This is a genomic window from Acidiplasma sp. MBA-1 (genome assembly GCF_000949015.1).
Taxonomy (GTDB): domain Archaea; phylum Thermoplasmatota; class Thermoplasmata; order Thermoplasmatales; family Thermoplasmataceae; genus Acidiplasma; species Acidiplasma aeolicum.
The window spans coordinates 324903-339008 of sequence record NZ_JYHS01000001.1 but is presented as its reverse complement, the minus strand read 5'-3'; the positions used below and the strand labels follow the sequence as shown (position 1 = coordinate 339008).

The 14106-nt window shown below is 35.0% G+C and carries 15 protein-coding genes; 4 read left to right on the top strand and 11 right to left on the bottom strand.

What is annotated here, in order from left to right; genetic code table 11:
• Positions 1–4 precede the first annotated feature (4 nt).
• From TZ01_RS01740 to TZ01_RS01700, 9 genes are all read right to left on the bottom strand, one after another.
• Positions 5–658 (bottom strand): endonuclease III domain-containing protein, encoded by a 654-nt coding sequence (locus TZ01_RS01740; protein ID WP_048101074.1) that lies wholly within the window; start codon positions 656–658, stop codon positions 5–7.
• Positions 659–701: 43 nt separating this feature from the next.
• A complete protein-coding gene (locus TZ01_RS01735) occupies positions 702–1940 on the bottom strand; it encodes an FAD-binding oxidoreductase (RefSeq protein ID WP_048101073.1) in 1239 nt (412 codons plus the stop codon).
• A 384-nt stretch (positions 1941–2324) separates the two neighbouring features.
• A complete protein-coding gene (locus TZ01_RS01730) occupies positions 2325–2771 on the bottom strand; it encodes a carbon monoxide dehydrogenase subunit G (protein ID WP_048101072.1) in 447 nt (148 codons plus the stop codon).
• A gap of 106 nt (positions 2772–2877) precedes the next feature.
• Complete coding sequence (locus TZ01_RS01725; protein ID WP_048101071.1) at positions 2878–3588, bottom strand: hypothetical protein; 711 nt, start codon at positions 3586–3588, stop codon at positions 2878–2880.
• A gap of 39 nt (positions 3589–3627) precedes the next feature.
• Complete coding sequence (locus tag TZ01_RS01720) at positions 3628–3861, bottom strand: hypothetical protein (protein ID WP_048101070.1); 234 nt, start codon at positions 3859–3861, stop codon at positions 3628–3630.
• Positions 3862–3925: 64 nt separating this feature from the next.
• Positions 3926–5407, bottom strand: a complete 1482-nt coding sequence (locus TZ01_RS01715; RefSeq protein WP_082180417.1) for a sugar porter family MFS transporter — start codon at positions 5405–5407, stop codon at positions 3926–3928.
• Between the two features lie 179 nt (positions 5408–5586).
• Positions 5587–6390, bottom strand: a complete 804-nt coding sequence (locus tag TZ01_RS01710) for an aldo/keto reductase (RefSeq protein WP_048101069.1) — start codon at positions 6388–6390, stop codon at positions 5587–5589.
• Positions 6391–6444: 54 nt separating this feature from the next.
• A complete protein-coding gene (locus TZ01_RS01705) occupies positions 6445–7230 on the bottom strand; it encodes a glucose 1-dehydrogenase (RefSeq protein ID WP_048101068.1) in 786 nt (261 codons plus the stop codon).
• 71 nt (positions 7231–7301) lie between these two features.
• Positions 7302–8801: an MFS transporter gene (locus tag TZ01_RS01700; protein WP_048101067.1), complete on the bottom strand. Its 1500-nt coding sequence runs from the start codon at positions 8799–8801 to the stop codon at positions 7302–7304.
• A gap of 150 nt (positions 8802–8951) precedes the next feature.
• On the opposite strand from TZ01_RS01700, the gene TZ01_RS01695 reads away from it, so the two are divergent.
• The 4 genes from TZ01_RS01695 to TZ01_RS01680 all read left to right on the top strand — a co-directional run bounded on the left by TZ01_RS01695 (position 8952) and on the right by TZ01_RS01680 (position 12147).
• A complete protein-coding gene (locus TZ01_RS01695; protein ID WP_048101066.1) occupies positions 8952–9185 on the top strand; it encodes a hypothetical protein in 234 nt (77 codons plus the stop codon).
• Positions 9186–9188: 3 nt separating this feature from the next.
• The gene (locus tag TZ01_RS01690; RefSeq protein ID WP_048101065.1) at positions 9189–9497 is read left to right on the top strand and encodes a helix-turn-helix domain-containing protein; all 309 of its coding nucleotides are present in this window, start codon (positions 9189–9191) and stop codon (positions 9495–9497) included.
• A gap of 31 nt (positions 9498–9528) precedes the next feature.
• Positions 9529–10377, top strand: coding sequence for a hypothetical protein (locus TZ01_RS01685; RefSeq protein ID WP_048101064.1), 849 nt, complete (start codon positions 9529–9531; stop codon positions 10375–10377).
• 321 nt (positions 10378–10698) lie between these two features.
• Entirely contained in the window at positions 10699–12147 is a 1449-nt protein-coding gene (locus tag TZ01_RS01680; RefSeq protein ID WP_048101063.1) for a menaquinone biosynthesis decarboxylase, read from the top strand.
• 46 nt (positions 12148–12193) lie between these two features.
• On the opposite strand, the gene TZ01_RS01675 is transcribed toward TZ01_RS01680, so the two are convergent.
• Together TZ01_RS01675 and TZ01_RS01670 are read right to left on the bottom strand one after the other, a co-directional pair.
• The gene (locus tag TZ01_RS01675; RefSeq protein ID WP_048101062.1) at positions 12194–12781 is read right to left on the bottom strand and encodes a trans-aconitate 2-methyltransferase; all 588 of its coding nucleotides are present in this window, start codon (positions 12779–12781) and stop codon (positions 12194–12196) included.
• Between the two features lie 98 nt (positions 12782–12879).
• On the bottom strand, positions 12880–14058 hold the full coding sequence (locus TZ01_RS01670; protein WP_048101061.1) for a M20 family metallo-hydrolase: 1179 nt from the start codon (positions 14056–14058) through the stop codon (positions 12880–12882).
• Positions 14059–14106 lie beyond the last annotated feature (48 nt).

Genomic DNA, 14106 nt, shown 5'->3' with positions numbered 1-14106 from the left:
TTATTTACCTATCAGAATTTTTAATTGAATTATGGTATTTACATCCTGTTCTGAGAAAACATTCTGAACATTGTGGTGTGCTTTTGCAGTAAGTTTTTGACAGTTCAACAATCATTGCATGAAGATTTTTTAGCATTGATATATCCTTTTTAAGATCATTTAATGCATAATTTTGTATCATATCAAATGTAAAATTTTGATTATAGTACCTTTTCAGGAATCTTTTTGTGTAGGCATCAACAACAAAAACCGGATAGTTAAGGGCATAAAGCATTATTGAATCCAGTGTCTCCTGGCCAACGCCCTTTATATTCTTTAAAAAATTTGATATATTTTTTATATCCCTATTCTTCATATTATCCAGTGTGCCATATGAGTCAATAACTGCATCAGCAATATTTTTTAGATAAACCGCCTTCTGATTATAAAATCCTGAGGGCATTATGTATTTTTTTAATATTTCAGCATCCATATTTTTTATAGCATTTAAATTTAATAACCCATTATTTTTAAGATTAATAATGGATTTTTCCACATTTTTCCATGATGTATTCTGTGTTAATATGCATCCTATGACTGTTTCATCGTCTGAGGATGAGGGCCACCATTTTAAATCTCCATAATGATCGTAAAGAATTCTATAAAGTTCATTAAACATAAATAATAATTATAAATTTTTATTAAAATATTGGTTTTATACTTTATAGTATCATGTCCTCTATCTTTGTTGTTCTGTAATATCCATCGTATGTGTTTTCTATTTTTTCACCATTATATAATGTTGTATAGGCCTCATTTTTATATCTTGCTGCAACAATTCTGCCTATGGAATCTCCCTTCATTATTCCACCACCGGTTGTTCCGGAAACTATAACCATGTTAAGTGCATTAAATATATACGGCATGAAGTCTATTGTATTGTATGAATAATATCCGGCCCATGAGGCTGTAATTTTAGAATTTTGAAACGCCGGGAAATATGCATCGAAAATTGGCTTAATATTATAGGAATAAAATTCTGGTTCAGGTTCAGGATGCTCTGTAAATGAAAAATCACGGTTTATATCATCTGCGAGGCTTGTCCAGAAGGCACCTGCAGAGGGATATGGCCTGGCATAAACCCCTGTTGGGAAAATGGTAAATGGAAACACGCCAGAATCATTAAAGATGTTTTTGTTTATTATTTCCCTTATTCCTGGGCTTGTAACCTGAAATATCATTCTTTTCTTTGGCCTTAAATGGCTGTCAATGCCCACAGGGTCAAGAAGTGCGGTGGTCCATACATCCGTGCATAAAATAAAGAAGTCACCGTATATTTTTTCTCTGTCTGTTTCTATGTACTTTATGGATGATTTCTGCCAGTTAAACGGCTCCCCTGGATAATCAAGGCTTACATCAGGCTCAAGCCCAAGCCTTTTAACATGTGTGTTAAACCTCACATCAACGCCCATTGATGTAATCTGATCATAAAAATATTTAGACAGCAGATCCGGCTCTATAATTCCTGCATTAGAGTCAAGAATGGCCGTTTTTATTGAGTCTATATTCATAATTTTCCTTGTTTCAGAATCTATATTAACATTAAATATGCTGCTTAAATCCTCGGTAATTATTCTGGAATTTGGGTATTTTGATACAAATTTTTCATCCTTTTCATGATCAAATAAAAATAAATATCCGCAGAATTTCATGCCAATATCTATTCCCTGCTTGTCCTGAAGGTTTTTATAGAATGCTATTGAGGCCTGCGCCATAATCTGGTTTTCCCTGAGGGAGAAAAAATCCCTGAATGCTGCTGCACTCTTTGCCGTGTTTCCCTGTGAATATGTTCCGGCCTTATCAACAACCAGAATCTTCGCATCAGGATTTCTTTTTTTAAGATGGTATGCAGAGCTTAGCCCGGTAATACCGGCACCAATTACAATTATATCATAATTCATAGTGAGTACAAAATAAAACTTTATATAAATTTATCCAGAAGAAGTTTGAATTAAAAAGATAAGCAATGTCTATTTTTATAATAAAAATTAATCTTTAAAAAATAATTCCAGAAAAACTTAATACAAAAAAGGCATATATTAACGTCCGGTTAAAAAGTATGGATGATCATGATTCCATATGACGACGCTGGACATATAGAATGCCCTGCCTTTTAATGGGCCTCAGATCCAGCATAAGGCGTGTCACCCTGCAATTAAAATCTGATCAGGGGCGGGCGTAGAATTCCCTGTGGGTCAGGAAATTATGAAATGTGATTAATTTCCGTTAAAACAGGGAAAAGTTTTGTATTTTTTTAATCATTAATAAAATACCAATTTTTAAATTTAATTTCCAGCCTCAAGGGCCTGCTTATATGCATCAATAAGCTTATTAATATATTTCCCTGCTGCGCTTTTAATCATCCTGCCCCCCATGCTGGCTGCCGACCCAACAACATTGACATCGGCATTCCATTTTATGTGTGCCATTCCATCATTCTGCTTAAAATTAAAATCAACGGTAAAGTCAACAGATGCACCGGTTCCCTTTCCATGGCCCTCAAGCTTAAGATTCTCCTTTTTTTCATCATTTATTATTTTTAAATCCAGATCAAATTTTCCCTTTATAAATGATACACCCGCCTTTGCAGTTAACTTCATGTTATTCCCATCTATTTTTGTGTAGCTTATTAGATCTGGAACCAGCTTTGCTATGCGGTCCGGGTCTGAAACGTAGTTATATGCATCCTCTGACCTCGCATTCACATCGAACTCTCCATCAAAATTTAACATAATAATTTATATAAGCATGGTTTATAAAATTTTCATTTATTTTTCATAAATATATATGTTTAAAAACATCCAAATTTTCATGGGTATTATAAACTTTAAAAATAATTTATAATTTAATCCTGTCCAGAACCTTACCAACCGCATATGAGGATGATTCAACACTTTCCTTAAAGGGATAGAGTTCCCATTCATTCTCGCCATGTGCAAGAAGATTTCTTATGTTTAATGCAAGCCTGAATAACAGATCAGAATTCCTATCAGTAAATTTTTCAGACCAGTGGAGGAGTGAATTCTGTGAGCTTGGAAATGGCTGTCCATTGACAAGAACATCATAATGCCCAATTTTATTCAACCTTAAATATAATTTTATTTTCCTGTAATCCTGATCATATAATATTATTTTATCATATCCCGGCCTTTCAATAATGGCCTTTTTTCCAACCCATATGGAGTATGCACACCTTAAACCCATTTCAAGAAGAAGATACATGTCAAGTGTTGCAAGCTCATTAAATTTTCCCAGTGATATAAGTTCCAGTGTATCATTTTTTAATTTTGTTAATTTTGGTGTGAGGTCATTCCTTTCAGTTCTTCTGCCCTCAATAAGCACCGGAAGGTTTGCCAGAAAAAATCCCAAAATTTTATCCCTTCCTGCATTTCTACCTATTTTGAATCTGAGTTTATTAAAGGTGATATAATCATCATGATAATCCATTGAATTAAGGATTCCGGTTAATACCAGACGATCATATCTCTTTGAATACTGAAAAAAATCAAATATGTTCTTTAAAATATAGTTTTTTGTTTCCAAATCCATGTACAATAATTATAAAAAAATATAAAATATATTTGTATATCAGCCTATTTTTGTTTTGCCAACCTGATTGAATTTTATAATTTCCCCATCGCTGTTGAGTGATATATATACAGTATAATGATATCCCTCAAAATTGAATTCGGTGGAAACATCCCATGTATTTCCATTGTTGACTATGCTGTTTATTGTGAACTCCTGTATGTTTTCACCATAAATATCCTTAATATTCTGCAGGCAGACATTTTTTACATCCTTTAGGTTTTGAATATCCATAATCTTTTATTATATTTCTGTATTAAAAGTTTGCAAGGAAAAAATTAATTTTTTTGATAAAAAATTATTTATCCCCAGACCCTGTGGATTCCCTTGTGCCGGATGCGTTCTTTACATTTAATAGTGTATTGTTTTCAAACATTTCTGTGACCTCCTCAACAGATATGCCCTTTGTTTCAGGCATAATAAAGAAGAATATAATTACGGCTATTACAGAAAGAACCCCGAAGACTGCCATTGTATATCCAAGGCCTATATGCAGGTTCATTGCAGGGAATATTTCTATTATGGCAAAATTTGATATCCAGTCAACAACAGCTATTAGGGATGCATATAAACCCCTGTACTGTGTTGGGAAATATTCTCCCTGAAGCAGCCAGCCGGTACCTCCCACGGCAAAGGCAAAGAAAATTATAAATCCCGCAAATCCTATTAAAAGGCCAACAGCAATATGATCCAGATATAGTACCGTACCAATAAAATCGAACAGTGCCATTCCGGAATAACCTAGCAGTGCAAGGGACCTTCTGCCATATGAATCAATAAGCTTAAATCCTATAAGGGTGGCCAGTACATTTATTACTGCCAGAATTGATGATGCCTCTATTCCAAATACTGCCTTTGAAAGGTATGATCCACCTGCAGATCCAAAGATATTTAATTTTGCTATAACAGTTGGGCCGTAATAGAATGGAACATTTATTCCTGTTATTTGCTGGAACATCATGAACAGGCCAACGACCACGAATGCCCTTTTTATTCCTGGTGTTGCCCTCATTTTAGTTTCCATGCTCTGGAGAACGCCATGGGTCTTTGTTAGCTGATCCTCTGTTGCGTTTATATTAAACCTTTTAAGGGCCGAAATTGCCTTATCGTATTTTTCATGAAGTATTAACCATCTTGGTGATTCTGGCATGTAGAATCTAAAAATAAGGCCTATAATAGATGGTATGGCAGCAACACCTAAAAGAATTCTCCAGTCAACGGCGTATGCAAGGCCTGGTGCAATGAAAAATACACCCATACCAACAAGATAGGCACCAAGTATTCCCCATGTAATCATCCACTGCTGCATTAATGAGAGATGGCCCCTGCGGCGCTTTGGTGCATATTCAACTATATAGGCAGTTGCTATTGCCGAATCAGCACCAACTGCAAGCCCTATGAAGGTTCTTGAAATAAGCAGCATTGCAAGGTTAACAGCAGCCGCAGAAAGAAGTGCACCAATTGTATAAATGGCGGCATCCGTAATAAGCAGGAATTTCCTGCCATATTTGTCGGTAAGTGCTGCTGCTATTAATGCTCCAACGGCGGCACCAAGTGATGCGCCTGCTATTAAGTATCCGTAAACAAATGGTGCAGTTGTGGCAAGGTGTTTGGCAAATGGTATAAATCCCAGATCTGTCCCTATATTGGATGTATCATAACCAAACAGGAACCCACCTATTGTTGCCAGCACAGTAACTGCCCAGTAGAATTTTGTTGTGATCTTACTGTTCATTTCATTTAAGATCGGATCACTATCAGGCAAATTTTGAGTTTCCATATGCTTTTAATTTTTTTCCTTATTTAAACGTTTATTTTATTCCCATTCAAAAATAAAATATAGTATAAATATCAAATCTTAATAAATATCCATTTATATACTTGATACAGTGATAATATATATCACTAGAAAAAAAGTTTAAATAAAAGTTTTATAATTTCCCGGCGTAAATTGTTCATTCAAATAAGCTTTGAAATGCCCAGATAATCCTCAGCTTTAAGTTTTATATCCACAGCATTAATATTTTCCTGAAGGTGTTCAATATTAATGGATTTTGGTATTGCCATAACATTATTATGGTATAAAAGCCATGCAAGGGCAATCTGTGCAGGTGTTGCAGCATATTTAATGGAAATTTCCTCCAAAAATTTTAATGTTTTTCTATCATTAAATAATAATCCTTTATTTAGTGGGCTGTATGCTATTATTGAAATATCATGGCGCATGCAGTAATCATAGGTCCCATCAAATTCAATTTCCTTAGATAAAACATTATATTTAAGCTGGTTTGTTGATATTGCATACCTTTTCATTGCATATGATGCCTCCTGGCATTCAGTGGCGTTAAAATTGGAAACACCAATAAGATCAATTTTTCCATCATCCTTTAATTTTTCCATTGCCGACATTGTTTCTTCTATATCTATGCTATGGTTTGGCCAATGAAGCTGATATAAATCTATATGATCTGTTTTAAGTCTTGCAAGGCTTTCATTGCATGCATTTATTACATCGTTGTAATGGAAATGATCAGGCCATATCTTTGTGGCAATAAAAATATCATCACGGTTGTAATCTTTAATTGCCTCTGCAACAATATCTTCAGTTTCATACATCTCCGCAGTGTCTATAAAATTTATTCCATGGTCTATTGCATATTTTATGGCATTTACCGCATCCTTTCTGTGGCCCTTCATTTTCCATGTACCAATGCCCAGGACAGATACCTGCTTTTTATATCCTGATAATTTTCGATATATCACAAAAAAACATAGAATTATAAAACATTAATTTTTTTAAATGGATAAAAATAATATTTATCCATCATGTCTGAAATCTGGATAAATCAGCATTCCGCCATCAACAGTCAATGTTATGCCTGTAACATATGATGCCATATCGCTTGCCAGATATAAAACAGCATTGGCCACATCATCGGCACTTCCGGCATACCCCATTGCTATCTTACCATTAAGGTCCTTAAGTGTTTCAGGATTCTGCCATACTGATTTGTTTATATTTGTTTTAATGGCGCCGGGTGCAATAGAGACTATTCTAATTCCCTTATCAGCATTTTCCTGTGCGGCTGTTTTTGTTAGCATGTCAAGGCCAGCCTTTGAGCTGCAATAGGCACTGTAACCTGACCATGGTATTACAACATGGTCCGATGTTATGTTAATGATCACACCACCATTATTTTTTTGCATTCTTTTTAATGCCTGCCTCATGCAGTAATATGGTCCAAGCAGATTAATATTTATAACCTTCTGCCAGCTGTTAATATCGTCATCTCCTATATTCTGCCTTACACCGTCAATGCCAGCAGAATTAACAAGGATGTCAAGCCTTCCAAAGGTTGAATCAACATCATTGAATAGTTTCTCGACGCTTTCAGGGCTTGAAACATCGGCATTAAATTCTTTTGCATTGCCACCATTTGATTTTATGGCATTAACAACGTCCAGTGCATTTTGGAGATTGCTTGAATAATGTACAGCCACAGACGCACCGGCATCTGCAAGTGCCATGGCTATGGATCTTCCTATGCCACCACTTGCCCCGGTTATCAGTGCAACCTTATTTGTAAGATTTATATTTTTCATATAAATAAGATATAGATTATAAACATATAATAATTTTTTTAAAATCAAATATATTTAATGATTTTTTAAAATTATAGTTTTGTGAGTTCATTTGTTGCATTATTATTTATTGATTCTTCAGATTTTTTAACTCCTGTGGATGTGCGATGGCCGAGAACCTCATGTGCCATAAGGACTATGAAAGCTGATGCCAGAAATGACAGCGCACCTATTATAAAGGCAATGTGGTATGCAAATTTATCTGGGAATGAAAAAACTGTCAATCCTGTGGATGTTCTTATTGCAAAAGCAACAGTATAAAGTGATAATATTGTGCCAGCCACGGGTGCACCAATACTGCTGCCTATATATCTGAATGTGCTGTTCATTGATGTTGCGAGCCCCATATCCTTGGGATTAACAGACAGCACAAGTAGATTGATTATTGAGGCGTTCATTATTGACATTCCTGAGCCTATAATAAATTCATAAATTATTGTCATTATAAAATCAGGTGATGTTGATAATAAGTAAAATCCTAATGCTGTGATAAGAGAACCGGCAACAGCCAGGGGCTTTATTCCTGACTTTGATATAATCCTTCCAGTGATTACAGAAAATACGATCATGCCTATTGCAAATGATACCAGTGAAAGCCCTGTTCCAAGTATTGATAGCCCAAACCCAAAGGGCTTTGGTGTTTCAAATTTGTATGAAAGAGACTGCATGGATAAATACATGCCCATTCCTGAAACTGAGAGTGCAATATTTGCGGTAAGCACATTTCTTTCAGATAATAACTTCATGTCAAATATGGCCTCCCCACCCCTATTATAGTAATGTTTTTCGTATATAAACATGGGTATGAAAAGGATTACACCTGTTATAATCATGCTCAGAAACAGGGCAGAATTCCATCCCCATGATGAACCCTCTGACATTGAAAGAACTATCAGTGCAAGTGGGACACCGAGAAGTGCTGCACCGATATAATCAACCTTAACCTCTGGTCTTCTGTAATCTGATTCATGAACCTTATATATTGTCAGAATTGCCAGTGCAACGATGAATGGTATTGCAGTATGGTATGTCATCCTCCATCCAAAATAATTTGATATTAATGATCCAAGCGGCAGGCTTATCGCAAAACCGGCACCAAACATACCGCTTATTAATGCCTGGGCCTTGGGTACCAGTTCCCGTGGAAACTGCTCCCTCACCAGTGCCATGCCAAGTGGCATGATTGTTAGTCCAATACCCTGAACTGCCCTGGATATTACCATAAATGTAAAATTCGGGGAAAAACCTGTAACAGATACGGCACCTGCATATAAAATCATGACAACCGACATCATCTTTTTCTTACCCCAGAGATCGGCCAGTTTCCCAATAACAGGGCTTAGGGCCACACCCGTTAGGAGATATGTTGAAAGAACAAGGCTTACCTGATCCACAGATATATGAAATCCCTCTGCAATACTTGGCAGTGAAGGTGTAAGCATGCCCTCAACGTACATCACCGCCATGATAATCATTGCAAGTAAAATTAAAACGAAATTGGCATATTTTTTATTATAATTAACATTATTCATAGTCATCACACCAAATTTTTATTTAATACGCCAGATAGAGATACATGATTATCAAGGAGTATATAAATATTGTGTAATAAAATATTTACTAATAAACTATTTTTGATGCCCAATGGAAAAAATAAATAACCAATTTTATATTTTTAGACCATGACCTATGAACTGAATATAAATAATATTGAGGAAACTAAAAAATTAATTTCCAGTGCAATCGCAAAAATGGTCAATGCAGACGATATAAAGATCAATGAAATTTTTTATTATACAGGATTGAAAAAATGGAGTCTAAAAATTTCATATTCCAGTGCGGGAAAGACTTATTACGGTTCTATGGATATAAACTGTAATGGAACAATTTTAAGATATCAGGAAAGGGAGGTGTAATTTTTGGAATCCGATAAAAGGTTTCAGGAACTGATAAATCAAATAAATGGCAAATGGGACCTAATAATAGTAAATATGCTCAAGACAGGTGAATTTCATTTCAATGAACTATTAAAAAATATTAATGGCATAACCCCCAAGGCACTTTCCGATTCTTTAAAAAAACTACTGGCCCATGGGATAATACAAAAGGACATAAAAAACATTAATCCGGTAAATATTGTTTATAAACTGACGGAAAAGGGAAATGCCCTGATCAATCCTATTAACAGTCTGGTTAACTGGCAGATACAGTGTGATAAAAAAAGATGAGATTATATAATATAATTTACATTTACAGTTAATGTTAAAAAAATACCTTTATAACAGAAATTTTTACGATAATGAAACGATGAACAGGCTTATGTCGATGTCTAAATTCCTTATACTTATTTCAGTATTCTTGGTAATATTATCAGGTTTTATATATGCTATCTATTATATATTTGAACCTTACAATGCAATTTTTAAGGCAGGTATTCTGTTGATAATTCTGGGATATCTTTTTTATATAATAAATAACATTATGTTTTTTAGGCTAAATAAATTCGAAATAAGTGACAAGCTCATATTTTTTTCTGTCATTATGTTCTTTGTGTTTTTTATATCCCAGATATTTATGGATGCCTCATTAAAGATTGGCATTGCAGGCGGAATCACCGGCATAGTTGGAACCATCCTTGCAGTGTTATATTATTATTTTAAAAAGGATGAGATAATTTCAAGGGTTATAATAATAGTTGCAACAGTGCTAATATACATTTCCATAGAAACTTTTCCTCTTGGATTCTACTCCTCTATCATGCCACTTTATTTTAATTCATCTCTCTGGGCCCAGGCGTTTATAATTTTTGAGATATTTTACGTTCTTGCATTTCTTTTTAAGGATAACAGCCTCTTAAATGACTTTCTCAGAAGCACAGGTGTTGAGCTTGGAATTCTAATATTTGGTGTTGGCATGATAACTGGTGGCTCCTATTTAATCTCGGCATATACCATGATTATTCCACATGGTATATCCATACCGGTGGAGATTCTTATGATTCTCGCTGGAATTGCAATTATAATAGCTGGCATATTTGCTATCATTTTGGCTTTTATGGACTTTTATTATGAGGTTATAAGGCCGCGCAGATATTCATTTAGATTTTAATTTATATGGCTGAAAGTCCATTGTATAGTTATTAAAAATAATATATTTATATATTAATATTAGAATATTAATCATAGGAACAAATGAGGCAATTAATCTTTTAATTATATCAAAAAACATTATATGGATATGCAATGGATAAAAAATAGGACATACTGTAAAGCCAAATAAGAAGTATGGCTCGATGGTATTGGCTTATATCCAGGAAGTTTAAGCATCAAAGAGATAATAATTACCAAGGGTTTTTGTTAGAATGGTTAATAAAAATCATCATCTTAATCACTGGCATAAGGTTATATTTAATTTTAACATTATATATTTATGGTATTCAGTGATTTAAGGGATTATTTAAAATTCCAAGAGAAAAACAATGATCTGGTGCATGTAACAGATGAGGTTGACCCTGATCTTGAACTTACATACATATTAAGCGAGGAGGAAAGGATAGGAAAAAAGAGGACGATGCTTTTTGAGAACGTAAAAAATTCAGACATACCTGTGGCAGGTAATTTCTTTTCAACAGATCAAAAAATAGAAAATATACTTGGGGACAAACCATATAATGTTGGCCTTAGATTGAAGAATCTGGTTAGAATTCCGGATGATACCGAATCCATGATTTCAAGGGGCCTTCAGATGATGAAGGAACTGGGTGGAATCAGGCCAAAGGTTGAACAGAGAAAATCCTCTGAATTTAACGTTCTTGAAAAGGTTGACCTTGGAAGGTATCCAATTACAAAGAACTGGCCAATGGACGGGGGAAAATACATTACAATGCCGCTGGTTATTACCAAGGATCCGGTCACGGGACAGAGAAACGTGGGGACCTATAGAATGCAGGTTTTTGATAATGAAACAACAGGAATGCACTGGCATATACATAAGGGTGGAGCAGAACATTTTAGCGAGTATAAGAAGGAATCAAAAACAATGGATGTCGCTGTGGTCATTGGCACTGACCCACTTACATTCTTTTCATCAATTGCACCGCTGCCCAATGGCATTGATGAGTTTTCATTCAGGGGCTTACTGGCAAGAAAATCCCTTGAGCTAATAAAGGGAGAAACAGTTGATTTGGAATATCCTAGAAATTCCGAAATAGTTCTTGAGGGTTATATAGACCCGTCTGAGACCAGGGTCGAGGGCCCATTTGGTGATCACACCGGTTATTATTCTCTTGAGGAACAGTTTCCCGTTTTTCATATTAAGAAGATAATCGAAAAGAAAAATCCAATATATATGACAACCATTGTCGGCAAACTATGGCATGAGGATGTTAGAATAGGAAAGGCAATAGAGAGGATGTTTTTGCCTCTTGTTCAGATTCAGATTCCTGAAATAGTTGATATGAACATACCTGAGGAGACCGTGGTCAGCAACATGATAGTTGTTTCCATTAAAAAACGCTATCCAGGTCAGGCCAAGAAGGTTATGTTCGCAATCTGGGGCACAGGCCAGATGGCATTAACAAAAATAGTGGTTGTTGTTGATGATGATGTGGACGTGCATGATATGAAGCAGGTAATGTGGGCAATGACAACAAGAATAGATCCTTCAAGTGATGTCTTTATCATACCGGGAACGCCCACTGACAGTCTGGATCATCCAGCACGCATATTTAATTATGGTTCAAAGATGGGCATAGATGCCACAAGAAAAACAAAGGAGGAGAATTATAACAGGGTCTGGCCGGAAACATTAAAAATGGATGCAGATATAGAAAAAAAGGTAGATGAATTAATAAATAGGCTTGGATCATCACAGAATTAATAATCAATTTTTTAATTTAAAATGATTTTATTTATGGAATAATTTATCATATTTTTTTAAATTTTAGTGCTATTAAATTACCCCTTACATCAATAGTTTTTTCATACCCATCGTAATTAAGTGATTCCGCGTATTTTTTTGATAAAGAATGGCGTTTATATGCCGATAGATTTGATTTATAATATTCATTATAATACTCTATAATGATAAACACACCACCTTTATTTAAACGGCCAAGTATATATTCAAGGCTTTTCTCCCTGTCCTTCCAGTGGTGGAATGAAAGACTTGAAAATATTAGGTCGAAATTTATATTAAATGGAATATCCCTGCTGCTTCCCTGCTCGCATGTGCACCTTAAATTTTCCTTTTTAAAAAGCTTACGCTCCGCATCAACCATGTATTTTGATGGGTCTATTGCATATACCTGTGCATCAGGAAATTTCTTCGCAACCATGGCTGTTAGCCTTCCCGGCCCGGCCCCTATATCAAGGATGGTTTCCGGTGATAATCCCTCAAACTCATAAATTGCAAAATTATACAGCTTTTTCAGAAGGCGCCATGCAAAAATTGAGTAAAATGACGTTGTTAATAATCCAAATTTCTCCTCTCCATCAACATAATAATCAGGCATAATAGCAGTAAGGCTATTTCTTTTATAAGTTTTCGCATAAAAATAAAATTATTTAATTTAATTGAATTTAAAATAATTTTTTATTATTTTTAAGAAATTTAATTATATAAAATGTATTCATAAATTTTTACATCGCCAATTATATCATCGATACGGCAAAATTCGTTGGGCATATGAGCGTTTTCAATAACCGTTGTTGACCACACTGCGGCAGGAATATTTCTGGCCCTTAAGAATGCTGCAAATGTTGATCCGCCGATGCCAACAGTCATTGCCTTTTTACCCTTGATTTTTTCAATGGCATCCTTAAGTTTTAAGACAATCTCAGAATTTTCCATGTTAAATGATGGTGATGGTTCTGATTCAATGACATCCATGTCTATTTCACCACCATTTTTTTTAGTAAAATCCGTTACCATTTTTTGTATGTTCTCTATTGCCTCCTCAAGATTGTATCCCGGAAGGATACGGCAATCATAGTAGAAAATATCCTCGCCGGGTATTGTGTTAATATTATCTATATTTTTTTCATGCTTCGTTGGTTCAAAGGTGGAAACACTGGGTATAAACATTTTATTTTCTATTGAAAATGTTTTATGGAGCTCGTCATCAAAAAATGTAATAAATTTTGATGAAAGGCGGAATGCATTCAATGCCTCCTGTGGCATGCTGGCATGTCCCTGCCTGCCCCTTACAGTAAATTTCAGCCACAAAACACTCTTCTCTGCAGTTTCTATTATATTTCCATCCTCTGTGCCGGCGTCAGGAACAACTATTAAATCATCCGGTTTAAAAATATTTTTTGAAATCAAATATTTTATTCCGTATGTATTTCCTGTTTCCTCATCGCTTACAAATGCTATTCCAAGATTTAGCCTCATTTTGTTTAAATCGAGTTTTTTAAGGAGCAAAAGTGCAGTAAGCAATCCCTGGCCGTTGTCCTCAGCGCCCCTTGCATATATATTGCCATTTTCTATATGCACATCATATGGATCATGCGCCCATAATTTTACATCACCTGCAGGGACAGTGTCCATATGGACTATTATCCACAGCGTTTTTTCAAAGTTGCCGGTTTTAATAACAAAATTCGGCCTTGTAACTCCAAAATTATCATCCACATAATATTTTTCATAATTTTTGTATCCCATTTCATCCAGTATATTCAAAATCTCCTCGGCCTTTTTTAACTCACCATTGCCACCGTTTTCCGGGGATACTGCCGGAATGCTTAAAATACGCCTTGCAGTATTTTTAACAAATTCTTCATCATCCATTATTATGTATATTTTTTTTTAATATATTATTTGCCATTAATGGAAACG